We start from the raw sequence: 20469 nt of genomic DNA on the forward strand, positions 1-20469 counted from the left end.
ATGATATTTTAGTAAGGAGTCTATTATGAAGGGAATTATACTAGCAGGGGGATCTGGTACAAGATTATACCCTGTAACAAAAGCAATGTCTAAGCAAATGGTACCAATTTATGATAAGCCTATGATTTATTATCCTATGTCAGTTTTAATGCTAGCTGGAATTAGAGAAATATTAATAATATCAACTGAAAGAGATTTGCCTAACTTTAAAGAACTATTTGGTACTGGTTCTGATCTAGGATTAAAACTAGAGTATGCTGTTCAGGTAGCTCCTAATGGATTAGCTGAAGCATTTGTAATAGGTGAAAAATTTATTGGTGATGATAGTGTAGCTATGATTTTAGGAGATAATATATTCTATGGTCAAAACTTTAGTAAAAATTTATATAATGCTTCTAATTTAGAAAAAGGAGCAGTAGTTTTTGGATACTATGTTCAAAATCCTAAAGCTTTTGGTGTAGTGGAATTTGATTCAGAAGGAAATGTTATATCATTAGAAGAGAAACCTGAGCATCCAAAGTCTAAATATGCGATACCAGGATTGTATTTCTATGATAATTCTGTAGTTGAAAAGGCTAAAAATCTTAAACCTTCACCAAGAGGTGAATTGGAAATAACAGATTTAAATAGATTATATCTAGAAGAAGAAACTCTTAAAGTAGAATTGCTAGGAAGAGGGATGGCATGGTTAGATACGGGAACCCATGCATCTATGCTTCAAGCATCAAATTTTGTTGAGGCTGTACAAAATACTCAAGGAACTTATATAGCATGTCTTGAAGAAATAGCATATAGAAAAGGATGGATAAGTAAAGAGGAACTTTTAGAATTATCCAAACCTTTGCTTAAAACAGGTTATGGACAGTATTTACAGGATATAGCTGAAGAATGTGAGAATGAAAACTTATCCAAAAGAGAAGTAGCAGCAACTAAATAATTAGGAGTGTTAAAATGGGGAATTTTAAATTTATAGAAACAAAAATTAAAGATTTATATATTATTGAACCTAAGGTTTTTGGTGATAATAGAGGATACTTTATGGAAACTTACAATAAAAATGCTTTTTTTGAAGCAGGTCTTACAATGGAATTTGTTCAGGATAACGAATCGAAGTCTAAAAAGGGTGTTCTAAGAGGAATGCATTTTCAAACTAAACATACCCAAGGTAAACTAGTAAGGGCTACCCAAGGTGAAGTCTATGATGTAGCAGTAGACTTAAGGAAAGGATCTCCAACATTCGGGCAATGGGAAGGCGTTCTTTTAACAGCAGAAAATAAAAGACAGTTCTATGTACCGGAAGGTTTTGCTCATGGATTTTTAGTTATGTCTGATGAGGCTGTATTTAACTATAAGTGTACAGATTTCTATGCACCAGAGTATGATTCAGGGTTATTATGGAATGATCCAGAAGTTGGTATAGAATGGCCTTTAGATGGAATAGAAGAAATTCTACTATCTGATAAGGATAAAGTTCAAAAAACTTTAAAAGAATTAGATTTACCATTTGAATATAAAGGAGAGTAATTTATGAAAACTTATTTAGTTACTGGTGGAGCAGGATTTATAGGCTCAAATTTTGTTTTATATATGTTAAATAAATATAATGATGTTAAGATTATAAACCTAGATAAATTAACTTATGCAGGAAACTTAGAAAACTTAAAATCTCTCGAAGGTAATGATAATCATGTGTTTGTTCAAGGTGATATATGTGATAAGGATTTAGTTACATCCTTATTTGAAAAATATGATATTGATTACGTAGTTAATTTTGCAGCAGAATCTCATGTGGATAGAAGCATAAAAGAACCTGAAATATTTGCACAAACTAATGTATTAGGAACAGTTAACTTGTTAAATTGTGCAAAAAATGCATGGGAAATTGAAGATGGATGGAGACCAGGAGTTAGGTATCATCAAGTATCAACAGATGAAGTATATGGTTCCTTAGGCGAAACAGGATTCTTTATGGAAAATACACCATTAGATCCTCATAGTCCATATTCATCAAGTAAGGCTGGAGCTGACTTTATGGTGAAGGCATATTTTGATACTTATAATATGCCAGTAACATTAACAAGATGTTCTAATAATTATGGTCCATATCACTTCCCAGAAAAGTTAATACCATTATTAATTAATAATTGTCTAAATCATAAGGACTTACCAGTATATGGGGATGGACTTAACATAAGGGATTGGCTATATGTAGAAGATCATTGTAAAGCAATTGATATGGTTGTGAGAGATGGTAAAGTGGGAGAAGTTTACAATGTAGGCGGACATAACGAAAGAACTAACATACAAATAGTTAAAACAGTAATAGCATACTTACATGAAAATGTAGATAAAGAAATTACAGAAGATTTAATAAAGCATGTTGAAGACAGAAAAGGACATGATAGAAGATATGGAATAGATCCTACTAAGATAAAAAAAGATTTAGGATGGTATCCAGAGACTACTTTTGAAGTAGGGATAGTTAAAACAATTAAGTGGTATTTAGATAATAAACAATGGATGGAGAATGTTACTTCGGGAGAGTATGAAAAATATTATATTCAACAGTATAAATAGTCATTTTATTTCTCAAAACATTAAAAGCTTAGGAATGTGAATGTATATGGAAAAGATCTCAATAATTATAGTTAATTGGAATGGAAAAGAGTGCCTTGAGAAGTGTATTACATCTTTAATAAATCAAACATATTTAAATAAAGAAATTATTATGGTGGATAATTCTTCAGAAGATGGGTCTATAGAATTTGTAAAGAGTAATTTTAAATCAGAAGTCCAAATTGTTGAAAATATTAATAATGGTTATGCAGGAGGAGCAAATGTAGGAATAAACTCCACAAATGGTGAGTATATAGCAATTGTAAATCCTGATGTAGTATTTGAAAAAGATTATTTTTTAAATTGCGTTAATTACTTAAATCGAAACTCAAAAGCTGGAGCAATTTCAGGAAAACTATTAAAATATGATTTTAAGACAAATACAAAAAAAAATATAATTGATAGTGTTGGAATTTCAGTCAAAAAAAATAGAGCAGCATATGATATCGGACAAAACATGGAAGATAAAGGACAGTATGAAAATGCAAAAAGAGTTTTTGCCGTTTGTGGTGCTGCTCCAGTGTATAGGAGAGAAGCACTTGAATTAATAAAATTTCAAAATGAATATTTTGATGAAGATTTTTTTGCGTATAAAGAGGATATTGATTTATGTTGGAGATTAAACTGGATAGGAATTGAATCTCATTATATTCCATGGGCAATAGCTTATCATGGGAGAGGAATGAATGGAGCTACAGGAATAATTAAAAAGATATCAAATAGAAGGAATCAGTCTAACTACCTGAAAGGAATTTCGTTTAGAAATCAATATCTTATGATTTACAAAAATGATTGCTTAAATACTGTGAAAAAGGATTTAATAAGAATTGGATTTAGATTCCTACAATATATTCTTTACTTTCTTATATTTGAGCCAGGAAACTTAAAATATCTGAAGGAATTGATTAGACTTAAGAATGAAAAATTTTTATTAAAGAAACAACATTTATTAGATATTAGAAAGATAAATGAAAATACAATTAATGGACTTTTCGAAAAATAGTGGAGGAAAACGTGGGGAAGATTCTTGCAGTAATTGTAACTTATAATGTAGAAAGTGAAATCAGTAAAAATGTAATTAGGTTAAAAAACATAGTTGACGAATTACTTATAGTTGATAATGGCTCAGATATTAGGACAAAAAAAAGCTTAGAAGCACTTGAGTCTCTAGAAGGTGTGAGAATTAAATTTTTAACTAGAAATATGGGTATTGCATATGCAATAAATACTGCCTTTAAATATGCAGAAGAGAATGGCTTCGAATGGGTTTTAACGTTGGATCAGGATAGTAAAATTTTTGATGATATGATAGAAAATATGCTGAAGACATATGAAATGATATCGGATGATGTAAGAGACAAGGTTGCTATACTTGCTCCCAAGTATTATGAAGAAAAGTTTTATGATAAAGATAACTTGAATAGCTCTGAAGAAGGATATTCAACAGTTTTAACAGAAATAACATCAGGAAATTTAGTGAAGATAAACCTATTAAAAGAAATTGGATATTTAAGAGAAGACTTTTTTATTGACTATGTAGATCATGAGTTTTGCTTAAGAATCAACAGAGAAGGATATAAAGTTTTAAAAATAGAAAATGCATTAATGTTACATAACTTAGGGAATAAGTCTGAAAATATAATTGGAAAGTACAAATTAACTAGTAGTAATCATTCTCCAATAAGAAGATATTACATGACTAGAAATAGGATGTGGACTTGGAAAGAGTATAAGCATATTTATCCTGAATGGGTAAAGGCGGATAAAATAAAGTTTTGGAGAGAATTATTTAAGATTGTTCTTTTTGAAAAACATAAGTTGAGTAAAATTAGAATGATAATCTTAGGTATTTGTGACTTTAGAAAAAAGAAATTTGGAAAGTATGAATAGAGTGAAAAGGAGAGTATATGATTAATCCATTTTTTGTATATCTAGTTAGCTTTGTAGGTGTTTTATTGACCTATTTATTAGGTTGGTCTAACTTGTATCCAAACTTGAGTTTGAGTTTGATAGTATTTTTAATAGTGACATTTCTTTCATCCGGTTTTTTGGGAAGATATTATTATAAAATTAATGGTACAGAGTTTAATTTGATAAGTTATAAAAAGAAATATATGTATGGGGTTTATTTTATAATAATTGGATTTTTACTCGAGTTTATTTATACAAAAGGAATGCCATTAACAAATTCAAGCATCATTTATGCAGATTATAAAGGAATACCAACTATTCATGTAATCTTATATACCTTTACCATATTTTATTCTATTTTTCTATTTTATTTGTTTATATGCACTAGAAAAAAGATATTAATTGGGGGATTTATTGTAACATTGATTCCATCCTTTCTATTAATATCACGCGGTATGCTTTTGAATATATTTATTGGATGCTTTTTTGTTGGACTACAATATATTGTTTCAAAAAAGCTTATAAATAAGAAAGTTATATTAGGAATAAGTTCAAGTATTTTAGTAGTATTCTTTATTTTTGGATTGTTTGGAAATTACAGAAATAATAAGCAAATTAGCAGTGTTGAAAATAAATTTAGTAGTGATTATATTTTATCTATTGGTGAAGCATCTAATGGATTCAGGAATTCTATCATACCGAAGCCATTTTTTTGGGCATATTTATACATTTCTTCTCCATTAGCAAATTTACAAAAGAATATTGATGAATATAATCCAAATATAAATAACGTTAATTTTAAAAAATTTATAACAGTAGAGATTATTCCTGATTTTATATCAAAAAGGATATCTTCGACATATGTGAAAGACAGTAGTAAGAAGGTGAAATTAATAAAGCCTAATCTTGTAGTGGGGACAGTTTTTATGGGAGCTTACTATTACCTAGGATGGGTAGGGATAATACTAATTTATTTGTATATGGCTATATTTATATTCATATATTTGAAATTAATTAAAGAGAATAAGACTTATTATGTTGTTGGTATAGCATCTTTATGTAATATAATTGCTTTAAATACATTTTCAAATATGTTATCCTATTCTGGTATGTTATTTCAGTTAGTATATCCATTAGCCTTTTTCTATTTTAGTAAATTTATTAAAATAATTAAGAAAAATGAGTATCTAAATAAGAAATTTAAGAAATTAAAAAGAATATAAGAGGTAACTATATGAAGGTATTAATTGTAAATAGAGTAGATGCGTTGGAGAATTTCGGCGGAGATACTATGCAAATGCTAGAGACACAAAAGGCTTTAAAGGAAATGGGTATTGATGTTGAAACTGTATTAGGCGTTCAAACTATTGAAACGTACAGTAAATATGATATAATTCATTTTTTTAATATACAGACGGAGGAATTTACTTATGATGAAGTGATTAAAGCAAAATCATTAGGAAAAAAGATAGTTGTTTCTCCAATATGGTGGAATTATGAGCAATTAATGAATGACCTACCAGATAATTTTTATACCAAGAAAGCAAGGATAGTAAAAAAAATACTTGGTAAAAAAATGTTGATTTTTTTAAAAAAATTAAATCAGAAGAAACGAAATAAGAAAAGGATAAAAATACTAGATATAGCAGATCAAATACTACCTAATTCAAATATGGAAATTGATTGCTTAAAAGAATCATTTGATAAGGATTATAGTTACAAATGTAAAGTTGTATATAACGGAATTTCAGAAAAATATAAGGATGTTGGAAGTGTAAAGCAGTTAGAAGAAATAGAAAAACAAGGATATATTCCTTTTAATTATGCAACACAGGTTGGAAGAGTAGAAATAGGAAAGAATACCTTGTTGACAATAAGAGCTTGCAAAGAGTTGAATATTCCATTAATTATAATTGGTAAATGGAGTAATGATGAATATTTTTATGAGTGTAAAAAAGAGGCAGAAGGGCATAAGGTTCTTTTTTTAGGTAAAAGAAGTACTGAAGAAATAATTAGTGTAAATAGTAATGCAAAGTTACATATATTGCCTAGTTTTAGGGAGACTCCTGGATTAGCAAGTTTAGAAGCAGGAGCATTGGGGTGCAATATTGTTTCAACAATTGTAGGAAGTACTGAAGAGTATTTTGAAAACTATGCTTATTATTGCAATCCTCTTGATTATAAGAGCATCAAGTCAAGTATTAGGGAAGCGTGGGAAAATGACAAAAATAAGAAATTGAGAGAACTTATTTTAAATAATTATACTTGGAATATTGCTGCAAAACAAACACTAGAAGCATATGAATTTTGTTCAAGAGGTTAAAAATGAGAATAATTATGTTTACAGATAGATTCTATCCACATATTGGTGGTGTAGAAAAGCATGTTGAAAAGTTATCCGAAGAATTAATAAAAATGGAACATGAAGTTACAATATTTACTCGAAGAGATTCTTATAAGGAATTTGAAGTCTATAAAGGAATAAAAATTATTAGGTTAAAATGTGATGGGAAATTTTCAAGAATAAAAATATTTTTAGGAATATTAAGAAATATTTCTAAGATAATAAAGGCGGATGTAATTCATTGCCATGATTATTCAACATTTTGGTACTGGTTTCTTCCATTTAGATTTATCTTACCATTTAAAAAGGTGTTTATAACATTTCATGGATGGGAGGGGATTTTTCCTCCAGAAAGAAAAGTTGTTAAAATACGTAAAAAGGTAGAAAAGTTAACTTCGGGGAATATATGTGTTGGAGATTTTATAACAAAATGGTATGATACTAAAGCAGATAAAGTTATATACGGAGCTACAGATATTAGTGATTTATCACGTGAGGAAGAAAATAAAGTAAACAAATCAGAAACTAGTATCTTGTATTTAGGAAGGCTTGAAAGCGATACTGGAATAATAATGTATATTGAAGCACTAAAAAATTTGAAAAAAGAATTTGGTGCAGATTTTAGTTTGGATGTATGTGGAACAGGAACATTATCTGATAGTATAAAGAAAATGTGTGATGAATATGAAATACCAACACATTTTCATGGGTTTGTAAGTGACGTTGAAAAATATATTATTAACTCGGACTATGTATTTACATCAGGATATTTAAGTATTCTTGAAGCAATGTCTATGAAAAAGATAGTAATATGTAATTATGATAACGAATTAAAAGAAGATTATCTAAAAATGATTCCAGAGTATAATAAAAAAATTATAATTGCAGATAATTCGGAAGCTTTAGCAAATCAATTAAACGAGATTATAATAAATAAAAATAAAAAAGACGAGTTGATACAAAACTCATATAAATGGGTAAAAGATATGAGTTGGACTAATATGGCTAAGGAGTATATGAATTTATGGACGAAATTATAAGTGTAAAAAAAATTATAGATGTATCATTAATTAGTACAGTTTATAATGAAGAAAAAGGTATTGATTCTTTCTTTTATAGTGTATTAAATATGTCAGTACTACCTAGAGAAATAATTATCGTAGATGCTGGATCAAAAGATGGCACTCTAGAAAAGTTAGAAAGTTATTCTAAAAAATATAATTTCGTAAAGATTCTAGTAGAAAAAGGATGTAATATTGCGCAAGGAAGAAATATAGCAATCAATGCTTGTAAATGTGATATAATCGCTGTAACAGACGCAGGGTGTGATATTGATAAGATTTGGCTTGAGAAAATAGCAGAGCCATTTCAATCAAAAGAGATTGATGTAGTATCAGGTTGGTACGAGCCCAAAATATATAACAAGTTTCAAGAATTAACTTCAAATATCTTATTTACAAAAGTAGAATTTGTAAATGAAGAAACATTTTTACCTTCATCTAGATCAATTGCATTTAGAAAATCAGCTTGGAAATCAGTTGGGGGATATCCTGAACATTTAAGTTTTGCTGGTGAAGATACTCTTTTTGATATCAGATTAAAAGAAAAAAATAACAAGTTCTTTTTTCAAAAGGATGCTATTGTTTTTTGGGAACCTAGAAAAAATTTAAAGCAATATATAAAACAAATATATTTATATAGTATTGGAGATGCTGAAGCGAGTAATTCTGAATACGATTATTTGAAAAAAATAGTATTTTATTTTATTGTATTACTTGGTATATTAGGGTCACTTTTATATGTTGAGATTGGTATTTTTTTATTATTATTAGTAGTTTATAAATATAGAATAGCATTAAGCAAAAAAAATAAGTTAAAACTATTATTTCTGTATATTTTTACAGAACTAATTCAAATAGCTGGTTATATTAAAGGGAAAACCAACTTGAACGTAATTAAAAAGAATAAAATATATAGAAGTGTGGAATAGAAATATGAAAAAATTGAACTTAAAAGAGATAAAGAATAAAATTCTACATAATAGAATACTAAATAATCTAATCATAATGTTAACAGGTGATACGTTAGTATCGCTTATAGGAATAGTAAATTTAAGTTTGGCATTATGGACCGTGGGACTTGAAGGAAATGGTATTATTGTAATGATACAAACTTATTGTGTAATGTTTAGTGATATCTTCAATTTTCAGTCATTTAATGCCTTAATAAAATTTTTGCCTATATATATACAGGAAAATGATAGTGTGAAATGCAAGAAAGTAATAAAACAAGCACTTACCCTAGATATAAGTACTGCCATTATAGCAACCTTGGTAGGATATGCTTGTATTTACCCAATTTCTAAAATTATGGGATGGGATAGTACAGTCATTCTATATCTAAATATATATATGGTTACAGTTATATTTAATATTAATGGGACTTCAGTAGGTATATTAAGAATTTTTAACAAGTTTAATTTAACAACATATACAGCAATTATAACAGCATTATTTAAATTGTTTTTCTATTTTGTTGGATTCTTCTTGAAATTTAATTTTATCTATTTCTTAATGGTTGAAATAACTTTGGAGATAATCAGAAATATTCTTCAATTAATCTTTGCATATAGGGTATTAAAAGAACAGCAATTAAATGATTTTTATAAATATAATTTTAAGTTTGAAAAAGAATTTTTAGTCTTTAGTTTTTATAGCAATATAGTTTCTACATTGGATATTCCAGTTAAATATTTAACTACTTTTGTAATAAATAAATATCTTGGATTCAATGAAATTTCTATTTATAAAATTTTTCAAAAGATTGGTACTATTATAGAAAAAGTAGGAGTTCCACTAAGTCAAATAGTTTATCCAGAAATGTCTAAAATGATTGCTAAGAGAGAATATGAAAATGCATTTAAATTAAACAGAAAATTGATGAAGTTATTACTATTGGGTGGCATAGTGGTATTAGCAGCTACTGGTTTAACATATAAGTTATGGTTACGTTTGTTTATTTCAGACTACAATCTATATATCAATCAATTGATTGCCTATCTGTTAGTAATTGTAATAGCATATTCAGCAATTGGAATACATTCGATTTTTATGGCATTGGGATATATAAAATATAATTTACCAATACTTTTATTTGTAAATTCTACGTATCTTATCCTATTATTTTTTGGTGTTAAAAATTATGAGTTGATTGGAGTAATATTTTCATTACTTTTACAGACGGTAATGGTAATTTCAATTAAAATCATTATTTTGAAAAGAAATGATTATAGTATTTTTGAATTTAAAAAATTAAGCATGAGTAAGAAGGAATAGAAAACAAAAGAGTAAGCGGGGAGTTTATAAGTTTTTAGAAATATTAGTGTACTTTTCTTTAAATATCAATTAATATCTCACTACATTATATTAGAAAAGTATGAATTGGTAGGTACTTGATTGGTTGTCAATTTATTCTATAATTAAATATTAAGTAATAAAACTTGTTATTGGCTATATTTCTTAGATGCATGATCTTTTTTATACAAATAAAGAGAATGCAATATTAATAGGAAATGTAAAATTAGACAAGTTTTTTTTGAGTAATTTGTAAATATATATGTCAGCGAATATATTTTGATTTCAAGCGTATCTTTAATTATCTATATACAAAGGATAATATATGAAAAATGCTTTTCTTATTTCTTCCCAATATATTAATAAAATGTTAATATAGAAATTGGTATAAGAATCAATTATATAGTATATACAATTTTGATATATGGCCAATATACATATTTTGCTCAATGTTATATTTTTATTTAAAAGCAGGAAACTTTATGTATAATCATACTTATTCATATAAAATTCACATTAGGAATATATAATTATTTTTGTAGATAAATGATATGAAGATGCAAGCTTCAGAAAATAATAGAAATACTATTTTATAAGTAAGTAGATTAGATGTTATGTAATAAATTAAATTTTGATAGATTGACCTCAAGTCATACAAAGGAGAAGATAAAATGAAGAATATTGTGATTTCTGGATGGTACGGAAATGAAAATTGTGGAGATGAAGTAATATTACAGGAGATAGTAAGAAATGTTAAGAGTATAGATAAACACTCCAATATTGTTGTAATGTCATTTAATATAAAGCATACGAATGATGTTCATAATTTAACAGCAGTAAATCAAATTCCTATACATAACTTGTCAACAATAAAATCTTTTATTAAGGGAAATTTATTTGAAACAATTAAGAATATTAGAAAATGCGATTTATTCATGATGGGTGGAGGTGGCTTCCTTTCTGATTGGCAAAATGAAGTACCATTTGGGTGGCTAAAACAAATGATTTTAGCAAAAATGTATAATAGAAAGACAATTCTCTATGGAATTGGAGCAGGCCCGTTTAATACTAAAGGTGGAAAAAGAAAGGTTGCATTTATTATTAATAAATTTGTAGATTATGTACTTGTAAGAGATAAGATATCTGAAGAAGAGTTAATAAGCTGTGGAGTAAATAAAGCCAAAGTTATTTTAGGTATAGATCCAGTTTTTAATGTTATGACAGAAAAACAAAATAGTTTAAAAAAAGAAAAAGTTATAGGAATAAATTTAGTTGAACTATTCAATAGTGAAGAGTATTGGAGCAATTCAAAAAAAAGACATAAAATTTTGATTGATAAATTTATTAGTTTAATATTTAATATTAATAAAAAATATCCAGATTATAAATTAAGATTTATTCCAATGATGAAAAGTGACGCATCTTTTATTGAAAATATTTTAAAATCAAATCCACTTTTAAAAATGGAAATCGATAAAAATTGCTTAAATAATATTGAATATACAAAGAAGTGTATAGCAGAGTGTGAAATATTTATTGGAATGAGATGTCATTCACTGATATTATCACTATCTTATGCAATTCCAACGATAGGTATTGTTTATCATCATAAGTCATTAGAAGCAATGAAAAACTATGGAATGGAAGATAAATGTATTTACATAACAGATGAAAAACAAAGTAACTTGGGAAACTTTGACCTAGATGTGGATAAGTTGCTAATGAATTTGGAAGAGATAATTAATAAGAGCAATGTCATTAAAGAAGATATTATATCTAACAGAAATGGAATAGAAGAGAGAATGAAAAAAAACATCGATATATTGAAGGAAGCTTTGAATAATTAACTATTCAAGATAAATATGAAAAAATAATCATAAAAGGTGCTATAATGTACATATTACTTCTGATGAATAAATTATTTAAATAAGCACATAATTGATAGAAATATACCAATTAATATAATGTTATAATAATAAAAAATTTATGTTTATGAATAAAATATGTGAAAAAGTAAGAGAATTATGTAAAAAGTATGTTATTATGAGCGAATCATTTTCTTATAAAACTTGTTTTGCTATAATATATGTAAAGAAGTAAATAAAGGAGAGGTTATAATGGCAATTCTAGTTTGTGGAGGGGCAGGCTACATTGGTAGTCATATGGTAGCTCATTTATTAGAAGAAGAGAAAGATGTAATAGTTGTAGATAGTTTAGAGACTGGGCATAAGGAAGCTATAGACAATTTGAAATTATATATAGGTGATTTAAGAAACAAGGAATTTTTAAGTAAGGTATTTAAGGAAAATAGTATAGATGCAGTTATAGATTTTGCAGCATTTTCTCTAGTAGGAGAAAGTATGATAGATCCACTAAAGTATTTTAACAATAATGTTTATGGTACTATAAACCTACTTGAAGTTATGAATGAGTATAATGTTAAACATATTGTATTTTCATCAACTGCAGCAACTTATGGTGAACCTGAAAATATACCAATTTTAGAAGAGGACAAGACTTTCCCAACAAATGCATATGGAGAATCAAAGCTTATGGTTGAAAAAATTCTTAAATGGTGTGATTCTGCTTATGGAATTAAATATACTGTTTTAAGATATTTTAATGCAGCTGGAGCTCATATAGATGGAAATATTGGAGAAGATCATAAGACAGAAACTCACTTGATTCCATTAATATTACAAGTAGCATTGGGCAAGAGAGAAAAAATAATGATATTTGGGGATGATTATAATACCTCTGACGGAAGTTGTATAAGAGATTATATTCATGTGTCTGATCTTGCTTCAGCTCACTTATTAGCACTTAAAAGACTCGAAAATGGTGGAGAAAGCAGGATTTATAATTTAGGAAATGGTACAGGCTTTACTGTAAAAGAGGTTATTAATGTTGCTAGGAAGGTTACTAAACATGAAATTCCTGCAGAGATTGCAGAAAGAAGAGCAGGGGATCCAGCAATATTAATTGCCTCATCAGATAGAGCAATAAAAGAACTAGGATGGAAGCCAAGATTTAACACCTTAGAAAATATAATAGAAACAGCTTGGCAGTGGCACTCAAAGCACCCAAATGGATTTTAAGTAAATAGTTTTAATTTAATAGATTAAAATGTTGTTAAAACCACTGATAATAAGGGGTTAGCAATATTTTAATCTATTTTTATGCTAAGTATTGATATTTATATAACATATAAACTATAATAATAAGGATGACTTGAAATAGAGACATAATAACGTAGGTTTTGTAAAGATAGTTTAAACTATTAACAACCTGAAATAATTAAAGCTTAACATATAGGGGGATAATAAGATGGATTTATTCCAAAAGATTATTGAAAGAGAAGAAAAAGTAGCAGTTGTAGGATTAGGATATGTAGGAATGCCGCTTGCAGTAGCATTTGCAAAGAAAATTGATGTTATAGGATTTGATGTAAATAAGGCAAAAGTAGATCTTTACAATAATGGTATCGATGTAACTAATGAAGTTGGAAATGAAGAATTAAAAGCTAGTAACTGTAAGTTTACTTATGATGAAGAAGAACTTAAAAAAGCTAAATTTTTTGTTGTAGCTGTACCAACACCAACAAATAAAGATAACACACCAGATTTAAGACCAGTAATTGGTGCATCAAGAACAGTAGGAAGAAATTTATCAAAAGGTTCAATAGTAGTTTTTGAATCTACAGTTTATCCAGGAGTTACTGAAGAAGTATGTATTCCTCTATTAGAAGAAGAATCAGGATTAAAGTGTGGAATAGATTTTAAAATTGGCTATTCACCAGAGAGAATTAATCCAGGAGATAGAGTTCACACATTAGAAAAGATAACTAAAATAGTTTCTGGAATGGACGAAGAAACATTAGAAGTAGTTGCAAAGACTTATGAACTTATAATAGAAGCTGGAGTATATAGAGCTGAAAGTATAAAAGTTGCAGAAGCAGCTAAACTTATAGAAAATACTCAAAGAGATGTAAATATAGCATTTGTAAATGAGCTTTCAATGGTATTTAATAAGATGGGAATTGATACAAGAGCAGTATTAGATGCAGCAGGAACAAAGTGGAACTTCCTTAAGTTTAATCCAGGGTTAGTTGGAGGTCATTGTATAGGAGTAGATCCTTTCTATTTAGTGCATAGAGCTCAAGAATTTGGAGTAGAAGCAAATCTTGTTGCAGCTGGAAGAAAAATAAATGATGGAATGGCTGCCTTTGTTGCTGAAAATGTAGTGAAATCCTTAATTAAAGGAGATAAAAAAGTTAAGGGTGCAAAGGTTGCAATATTAGGACTAACATTTAAAGAAAATTGTCCAGACACAAGAAATTCAAAGGTATTTGATATTATTAAAGAATTAAAAGAGTATGAAATAGAGGTATTACCATTTGACCCAGTAGCTGATAAAAATGAGTTGAAAGAAGAATATGGTATATCATCATTAGAGCTTAATGACATAAAGAATGTAGATGCAGTAGTATTTGCTACTAGCCACAGTGAATTTAGAGAATTAGATGCTCAAAGTATAAAGAATTTTTATGGAGAAGGAAATCCTGTTTTAATAGATGTAAAAGGACTTTATAATAGAAAAGATTTTGAAAAGGCTGGTTATGTTTATTTTAGACTATAGTGAATAGTTATATTTATATAATAATCATAAAAAGAAAGAACCATATCAATATCTATATGAAGATTGATATGGTTCTTAGTATTTTTAGAACATACTATTATGATTTGCTTTTAAGTCACATTTATCTATTAATAGTATTACTCATTTCAGGAACATGTTCGAATTCAGGAGTTTTTCCATTATATAAAATCTCTACACCGTTTATCCATGTGCCTGTATATTGTCTCTGGAGAATGTTTTCTGAAATTCTTTTAAAATTAATATTTGCTCCAGTAGAACCTTGAAATTTTTGGTACCAACTATTCTCATCAGTAGGCATTTTATCATCTGTAAGATTAATAACAACGATTATCTTATTATTAATTTCTTTAAATGTAACAGCATATTGAAGCCCATTAAAGTAGTTATGCATAACCTCTGAAGAAATAGTTTGTACTTTTGAATATATATCTAAATCTTTATTTATTGTATACTTATAATTTTCTTTTAGCTTCATATTGTCTTCATTAACATCATAAATAATAAAAGTTTCCATTGAAATAGTCTTGATTTCTGTAGAACTATTTGCTTGAGTATTAGTCTCTGTATTCGAGGTAGCTGGTTTAACATCTTCTTTCTGTGAAACGTTCTCAATAGTGCTGTCAGGAGTAGTTGATTTAGGAGAAGATGCTGCATTTTTAGATGTACATGCAAAAAGAGCAAATGTGGATACAATTAAAACTAATACTACGTTTAATAATCTTTTCATAATACCACCTCCAAAAATATGAATGTTATATATATATAATTATAGCATATTTTGGAGGTAGCATAAATAAAATATATGTTATTTAATAGACATATTAATTTTTAATTTGGTTAATTAAATTATCAGAAATTACTCCGGTTCCACCTAAGACATATAAATTAATGTCTCCATTAGATTTAATATATCTTAAGGTATTATTATCTATGGAATTTTTTTCCACTAGAAGCATTGGCATATTCCTTTTAGCTGCCAGTACACCACCAGTTAAGCCATCAGGGAAATCACTTCCGATGGTAATAAATACTCCACTCTTGAAACTTTCACTAAAAGTAGTAGTTATATTTACAGCAGTTTGATATCTATCTTGACCAAACACTCTAGAAACTGCGATTCCAAGTGCTTTTATTTGAGATTCAACATTTGCTGAAACTACTCCCGTACCTCCAGGAATAATTACATTTTTAATTCCGTATTTTATTAGAAAATTCTTTGTGTCAGAATTTAATTCGTTAGTAAAAGTATATAATATCGGATACTTGTTAAATGCTGCATATGGGCTTATGGATATAGTGTCAGGATAATCAAGACCAGTTGCAATAACAGCAGTTTTTGTAGTATTACTTTTCATAACTTCATTACTTATAGCTACTGCAGTTTGGAATCTATCTGTACCTTGAAGACGAACCACATTTAGATTTTTAGCTTTAAGTGTATTTTCTATCTGAGGAGTTACTACGCCATTTCCTCCTAATATAAATACATTTTTGGCTTGTAGCCTTGTAATCTCAGCTAATGTACATTGAGGAATTGATTTGCTTTCAGTTAATAATATAGGTGCATCTTTTATATATCCTAAGGAAACTCCAGATAGTGCATCAGGGAAATCAAGACCATAAGCTAGAATTACATTATCAGAAGTAGTCCAACCTGAAGCACTTATTTGTACAGCTGTAGCAAATCTATCTAAACCTGATAAGCGATTAGGAAGAATTTTTGCTGCATAGAAGTTATTGTTTATTTCGTTAATGTAATTAATGACTTCAGCTCCATAAGTTGAACTTGGAGCCCATTTTGCGCCTAAGCTAGCAACTGAATTTCCAGCAGTGCCATATAGAAAAGGAAAGTGTCTAGGGTCAGAAGTTTGTCCATCTGCTTTTGGATATCCTGCAGCTCCTGCATATAGAGCTAAATGATCTAAATGAGCAGTTACGCCTTCAGTCCAACTTGCAAAACGTTGATGGGCAGCAGGATCAGTATCATCTCCACCGTTAGTAATTTTCAAACCACATGGATTGTTAAAGCTTGCATCTATAACACCACCAAAATTACCAAAGGCTGTTTCTTTTGCTGCTTGAGCATAAGCGACAACTGGATCAATACCTCCATGACTAGGTGCATAGGTATAGTATAACTTAGCTAAGCCTATAAAAGTATCAGTTGCTCCGTGATTTTTAGCCCAAGTTTCCATCTGACTTTGAGTAGCAGTTGGAGGAGCGATTATTGGAATTGGCTTTGGGGCAGCTTGTACACTAATAACAGGAATTGATAAAACTGCTATTAGTATTAAAGAAAAAACTTTCTTTAGATTTTTAAACATTAATTCTCTTCACCTCTTTTTATTTAGGGTTTATTATAGGAAAATTAATTTATTCGTGTTTGAAAATGTCGGTATCTGAACATTTTCAAGCATGAGTAAATTATTAGTTGAACTTAAAACCCTATAATTTGATTTTATTGACATAATAATTATACACAATGTTTAATAGAATTAAAACTTACAATAAAGTGGAAATAGATTAAAGAGTTAATGCATTCTTCAATTTTGACAGTATTTTATTTCTTAAGGTAAGTACTTCACTATAAGGTAATGCTTTTTCTTTTGAATAGAGAGTAAGACCTCCCCATGTATTTTTAAAATACACATACTCAATTAATTCTTTTTCTGTAGTAGATAGAGAAGCAAGTGTTTTTGAAAGCTTATAATGGAGTTCTTTATCTAAGAAATTAGCTTCAATGTTTTCTTCGGACATAAATAAGCTATTGCAGAATTTACTATGCTTTATAGCAAGGGGGATACTCGTTTCATAAACACACTTAGTATTTTTTCGTATTTCATAAAAGTAGTTTTTATCAATAGTATTTTTCACATAAGAAATAAATGCGGAGCCTCTACTAATGTCGTATTTATTAATTGCTTTTATTATGCTAATTCGTCCAATTTGCATTAAATCATCCTCATCGTGATTTTTAATATATAGGCTTTTTGTTCTATTTTTTATTAAAGGTGTAAATAAGCTAATAATTTCTTCCATAGAATGCATATCATTTAATTTTGATTTCTTTACTAATGTTAATAAATAATCTTCCATATAACCCCTCCCAATATTAAAACGAAAAAATATGTTAAATTATTACAGAGAAATGAAGATATGTGAGATATTCCTGAATAAATTGTTAAGAAGAGTAAAAAAAAGACGATAAATTAGTTGAAATAAATAATGAAAGCTTATAAATTTCCTCAAAATGCAAAAATTTTAGGCAAGTGGGATTTTATGGAGGGATAATTATATGGTTAGTTTAGATTCATCTTTCACTATAGAAAAGTTTAGAACGTTAAAAGATGAGCTTAAAAAAAAGTCTGAAATTATTAGAAGTGCAAGAGAAGGCAATCTTGGCAATTTTGAGGGTGAATATAGTGAACTAAGTAAGAATGAACAGGGAAAATATATAATACCAAATGGATGTTTGGCAGTTATAGATAATTTACATACACTTAATAAGTTAATTTTTAATATTAATAATAATGAAAAAATATATTTATTAGAGGATTTTCTTTTAGATGATAGATTTAAAGTATTTATTTGTAGAAATAAGGTAGAACTTATGATAAATGTAACTAACAAGTGTATAGAAAAGTGCAAATATTGTAAACAGCAATGTAATTCTTCAAAATCAATTAGCAAAAAATTGGCGTTAAAAACGTTGGATACTTTTTTCTTAAAAATGCAGAGATTTAATCAAAATAAAGTTATTAATAAATACATTATTACTTTTTATGGGGGAGATCCATTACTTAAATTTCAGGAAATAAAAACAATTATGAATTATTGTAATCTTAAATTCCAAAATGAAATCTCTTTTAATATAATAACTAATGGAAATTTACTTACTGAAGAAAATGTTAGGTTTTTATTAATACACAATTCTAAGATTTTTGTTAAGTTCTATGGGCCTGAAAGTAATTATAAAAGATATGTGAGTGAAGAAAATAAAAATGAGTATAATAGCATTCTATTAAATTTGAAGAAGTGCAAAGAGGTTTATCCTTATGGTGATATAGGAATTATAGTTCCTTATGATTTTAGGACTGATTTAAAAGAAACATGTGAGTTTTTTGAAAAACAAAACTTACATAAGGTTATTTTAACTGCAAACATTTGTAATAGGACTTCAGAGGAATTTGAAAAGATGGATCAATGTGCAATTGATGATCATTTAAATCAAATATGGAGTCTTTACGAGGAACTTATAAGTAAGAAAAATGAGACTAAATATATTTCAAGCTTCTTAAAAAGTCTATTTAATAGTACATATAATTAAAGTTTATAGCTATGTTATTGTTGTTAAGTTATTCAAAATGGCTAATAAATTTGATATAATAGCAATATGATTTGAATTACAAGTAGTTATATCAACATCTGAATTTGAACTTTCGTATAAGGAGGAGGAACATATGATAGACTTTCATTCACATATTATATATGGGATTGATGATGGTTCTAAAGATATAGATATGTCTCTTAGCATGATAGAGAATGCTAAAGAAGAAGGAACTGAATATATATGTGCTACACCTCATTTTATATTAGGAAATTATGAGGTGAGTCTTGAAGAATATTCTAGCAAGATTGAAGAGTTAAGGGCTAAGAGTGAGATTAACATAGTATCTGGACTTGAGGTATATATGGATTTGAAGTTACCCGAGTTATTTAAAGAAAAGAAAATATGGGGAATCAATAATGGACCATATATGTTGATAGAATTCCCTATGCGGGAAATTCCAAGATATTCTAATGATGTACTTTATGAATTATCCATACTTGGTGTTAAACCTATAATAGCTCATCCAGAAAGAAATCTTAAACTTATGAATAATATAGATATCCTAGAAGATTGGATAGAAGAAGGATATTTACTTCAGGTAAATGCAGGTTCTCTTGTGGGACAGTACGGAAAAGAGCCTAGAGACATTTCGGAAATATTAGCTAAAAGAAATATGATCCATATTCTAGGAAGCGACGGACATAATGATTCAAGAAGGAAAACTAATATTAAAAGTGGCAGAAACAGGTTAGAGGAAATAAATCCTAGTTTAAGCACATGGATAGATAAAAATGAAAAAAAGGTTTTATTAGGTGAAGATATTGAACTTCCTGAGATAAATGAACTAAAAAAGAGTTCAAAGTCAATATTTGGATTTTTAAAAAGAAAATAAAGAGTTTGACGTGAAATCCAGATAAACATAAAATCTAGTGGAGTTTTAATGGCTATTATGAAAGCAAAGGGGAGGTACCTTTGCTTTTTATTTTCAAAAATTTATTTAATTTTTGAAAATAGTATTTGATTTATTTTACTTATGTGGTAACATGTTATGAGCGAAATGTAAAATAAAGGTAAAGATATATTTTTTTAAATAAATCATAATAATTAAAGAAAAACTTGAAATTTAAAGTATTAAGGATTTATTGAGACTATGTTAGGCTATATACCAAGAATTACATTTGAAGGAATTGTGAATTTTTTGTAACATTGAAGTAGTGATATAAATTATTATTATATTCTAAATTTATAACATAGTA

At 27.9% G+C, this 20469-nt stretch carries 18 protein-coding genes; 15 read left to right on the top strand and 3 right to left on the bottom strand.

Annotated elements, in window-relative coordinates; all coding sequences use genetic code 11:
* Nucleotides 1-25: 25 nt before the first annotated feature.
* The 13 genes from rfbA (at nucleotide 26) to PTZ02_RS00690 (ending at nucleotide 14862) form a co-directional block, all read left to right on the top strand.
* Nucleotides 26-937, top strand: a complete 912-nt coding sequence (gene rfbA, locus PTZ02_RS00630; RefSeq protein WP_274225899.1) for a glucose-1-phosphate thymidylyltransferase RfbA — start codon at nucleotides 26-28, stop codon at nucleotides 935-937.
* Between the two features lie 14 nt (nucleotides 938-951).
* Nucleotides 952-1524, top strand: coding sequence for a dTDP-4-dehydrorhamnose 3,5-epimerase (gene rfbC, locus PTZ02_RS00635; protein WP_274225900.1), 573 nt, complete (start codon nucleotides 952-954; stop codon nucleotides 1522-1524).
* A 3-nt stretch (nucleotides 1525-1527) separates the two neighbouring features.
* Nucleotides 1528-2577: a dTDP-glucose 4,6-dehydratase gene (gene rfbB, locus PTZ02_RS00640; RefSeq protein ID WP_274225901.1), complete on the top strand. Its 1050-nt coding sequence runs from the start codon at nucleotides 1528-1530 to the stop codon at nucleotides 2575-2577.
* Nucleotides 2578-2623: 46 nt separating this feature from the next.
* The gene (locus PTZ02_RS00645; protein ID WP_274225902.1) at nucleotides 2624-3619 is read left to right on the top strand and encodes a glycosyltransferase family 2 protein; all 996 of its coding nucleotides are present in this window, start codon (nucleotides 2624-2626) and stop codon (nucleotides 3617-3619) included.
* An 11-nt stretch (nucleotides 3620-3630) separates the two neighbouring features.
* Nucleotides 3631-4506, top strand: coding sequence for a glycosyltransferase family 2 protein (locus tag PTZ02_RS00650; protein ID WP_274225903.1), 876 nt, complete (start codon nucleotides 3631-3633; stop codon nucleotides 4504-4506).
* Between the two features lie 17 nt (nucleotides 4507-4523).
* Nucleotides 4524-5750, top strand: coding sequence for an O-antigen polymerase (locus PTZ02_RS00655; RefSeq protein WP_274225904.1), 1227 nt, complete (start codon nucleotides 4524-4526; stop codon nucleotides 5748-5750).
* Between the two features lie 11 nt (nucleotides 5751-5761).
* Nucleotides 5762-6850, top strand: a complete 1089-nt coding sequence (locus PTZ02_RS00660) for a glycosyltransferase family 4 protein (RefSeq protein ID WP_274225905.1) — start codon at nucleotides 5762-5764, stop codon at nucleotides 6848-6850.
* A 2-nt stretch (nucleotides 6851-6852) separates the two neighbouring features.
* Nucleotides 6853-7911 (top strand): glycosyltransferase family 4 protein, encoded by a 1059-nt coding sequence (locus tag PTZ02_RS00665; protein ID WP_274225906.1) that lies wholly within the window; start codon nucleotides 6853-6855, stop codon nucleotides 7909-7911.
* Complete coding sequence (locus PTZ02_RS00670; RefSeq protein WP_274225907.1) at nucleotides 7896-8861, top strand: glycosyltransferase; 966 nt, start codon at nucleotides 7896-7898, stop codon at nucleotides 8859-8861. Before PTZ02_RS00665 ends, PTZ02_RS00670 begins: the two co-directional genes overlap by 16 nt.
* A gap of 4 nt (nucleotides 8862-8865) precedes the next feature.
* Nucleotides 8866-10206 carry a lipopolysaccharide biosynthesis protein gene (locus PTZ02_RS00675; protein WP_274225908.1) on the top strand — a complete coding sequence of 447 codons (1341 nt, stop codon included), beginning with the start codon at nucleotides 8866-8868 and terminating at the stop codon, nucleotides 10204-10206.
* A gap of 689 nt (nucleotides 10207-10895) precedes the next feature.
* Nucleotides 10896-12071, top strand: coding sequence for a polysaccharide pyruvyl transferase family protein (locus PTZ02_RS00680; RefSeq protein WP_274225909.1), 1176 nt, complete (start codon nucleotides 10896-10898; stop codon nucleotides 12069-12071).
* A gap of 270 nt (nucleotides 12072-12341) precedes the next feature.
* Nucleotides 12342-13322: a UDP-glucose 4-epimerase GalE gene (gene galE, locus PTZ02_RS00685; RefSeq protein ID WP_274225910.1), complete on the top strand. Its 981-nt coding sequence runs from the start codon at nucleotides 12342-12344 to the stop codon at nucleotides 13320-13322.
* Between the two features lie 229 nt (nucleotides 13323-13551).
* Complete coding sequence (locus PTZ02_RS00690) at nucleotides 13552-14862, top strand: nucleotide sugar dehydrogenase (RefSeq protein WP_274225911.1); 1311 nt, start codon at nucleotides 13552-13554, stop codon at nucleotides 14860-14862.
* A 121-nt stretch (nucleotides 14863-14983) separates the two neighbouring features.
* Here the strand turns inward: PTZ02_RS00690 and PTZ02_RS00695 are convergent, their stop codons facing one another.
* The 3 genes from PTZ02_RS00695 to PTZ02_RS00705 form a co-directional block, all read right to left on the bottom strand.
* Nucleotides 14984-15610, bottom strand: a complete 627-nt coding sequence (locus PTZ02_RS00695) for a hypothetical protein (protein WP_274225912.1) — start codon at nucleotides 15608-15610, stop codon at nucleotides 14984-14986.
* 94 nt (nucleotides 15611-15704) lie between these two features.
* On the bottom strand, nucleotides 15705-17207 hold the full coding sequence (locus PTZ02_RS00700; RefSeq protein WP_274225913.1) for a cell wall-binding repeat-containing protein: 1503 nt from the start codon (nucleotides 17205-17207) through the stop codon (nucleotides 15705-15707).
* A 199-nt stretch (nucleotides 17208-17406) separates the two neighbouring features.
* A complete protein-coding gene (locus PTZ02_RS00705; RefSeq protein WP_274225914.1) occupies nucleotides 17407-17979 on the bottom strand; it encodes a sigma-70 family RNA polymerase sigma factor in 573 nt (190 codons plus the stop codon).
* 199 nt (nucleotides 17980-18178) lie between these two features.
* On the opposite strand from PTZ02_RS00705, the gene PTZ02_RS00710 reads away from it, so the two are divergent.
* On the top strand, nucleotides 18179-19210 hold the full coding sequence (locus PTZ02_RS00710; RefSeq protein WP_274225915.1) for a radical SAM protein: 1032 nt from the start codon (nucleotides 18179-18181) through the stop codon (nucleotides 19208-19210).
* Nucleotides 19211-19343: 133 nt separating this feature from the next.
* Nucleotides 19344-20105, top strand: coding sequence for a tyrosine-protein phosphatase (locus tag PTZ02_RS00715; protein ID WP_274225916.1), 762 nt, complete (start codon nucleotides 19344-19346; stop codon nucleotides 20103-20105).
* The last annotated feature ends 364 nt before the right edge of the window (nucleotides 20106-20469 follow it).

Origin of the sequence: Clostridium sp. 'White wine YQ' (assembly GCF_028728205.1) — a bacterium.
GTDB lineage: Bacteria > Bacillota > Clostridia > Clostridiales > Clostridiaceae > Clostridium_T.

Excerpts from the sequence above, each read along its gene's own strand:
- PTZ02_RS00655 (WP_274225904.1), top strand. The coding sequence starts at position 4,524 with ATGATTAATCCATTTTTTGTATATCTAGTTAGCTTTGTAGGTGTTTTA.
- galE (WP_274225910.1), top strand. The coding sequence starts at position 12,342 with ATGGCAATTCTAGTTTGTGGAGGGGCAGGCTACATTGGTAGTCATATG.
- rfbC (WP_274225900.1), top strand. The coding sequence starts at position 952 with ATGGGGAATTTTAAATTTATAGAAACAAAAATTAAAGATTTATATATT.
- PTZ02_RS00710 (WP_274225915.1), top strand. The coding sequence starts at position 18,179 with ATGGTTAGTTTAGATTCATCTTTCACTATAGAAAAGTTTAGAACGTTA.
- PTZ02_RS00715 (WP_274225916.1), top strand. The coding sequence starts at position 19,344 with ATGATAGACTTTCATTCACATATTATATATGGGATTGATGATGGTTCT.
- PTZ02_RS00665 (WP_274225906.1), top strand. The coding sequence starts at position 6,853 with ATGAGAATAATTATGTTTACAGATAGATTCTATCCACATATTGGTGGT.
- rfbB (WP_274225901.1), top strand. The coding sequence starts at position 1,528 with ATGAAAACTTATTTAGTTACTGGTGGAGCAGGATTTATAGGCTCAAAT.
- PTZ02_RS00645 (WP_274225902.1), top strand. The coding sequence starts at position 2,624 with ATGGAAAAGATCTCAATAATTATAGTTAATTGGAATGGAAAAGAGTGC.
- PTZ02_RS00670 (WP_274225907.1), top strand. The coding sequence starts at position 7,896 with ATGGACGAAATTATAAGTGTAAAAAAAATTATAGATGTATCATTAATT.
- PTZ02_RS00680 (WP_274225909.1), top strand. The coding sequence starts at position 10,896 with ATGAAGAATATTGTGATTTCTGGATGGTACGGAAATGAAAATTGTGGA.
- PTZ02_RS00660 (WP_274225905.1), top strand. The coding sequence starts at position 5,762 with ATGAAGGTATTAATTGTAAATAGAGTAGATGCGTTGGAGAATTTCGGC.
- rfbA (WP_274225899.1), top strand. The coding sequence starts at position 26 with ATGAAGGGAATTATACTAGCAGGGGGATCTGGTACAAGATTATACCCT.
- PTZ02_RS00690 (WP_274225911.1), top strand. The coding sequence starts at position 13,552 with ATGGATTTATTCCAAAAGATTATTGAAAGAGAAGAAAAAGTAGCAGTT.
- PTZ02_RS00705 (WP_274225914.1), bottom strand. The coding sequence starts at position 17,979 with ATGGAAGATTATTTATTAACATTAGTAAAGAAATCAAAATTAAATGAT.
- PTZ02_RS00700 (WP_274225913.1), bottom strand. The coding sequence starts at position 17,207 with ATGTTTAAAAATCTAAAGAAAGTTTTTTCTTTAATACTAATAGCAGTT.
- PTZ02_RS00675 (WP_274225908.1), top strand. The coding sequence starts at position 8,866 with ATGAAAAAATTGAACTTAAAAGAGATAAAGAATAAAATTCTACATAAT.
- PTZ02_RS00695 (WP_274225912.1), bottom strand. The coding sequence starts at position 15,610 with ATGAAAAGATTATTAAACGTAGTATTAGTTTTAATTGTATCCACATTT.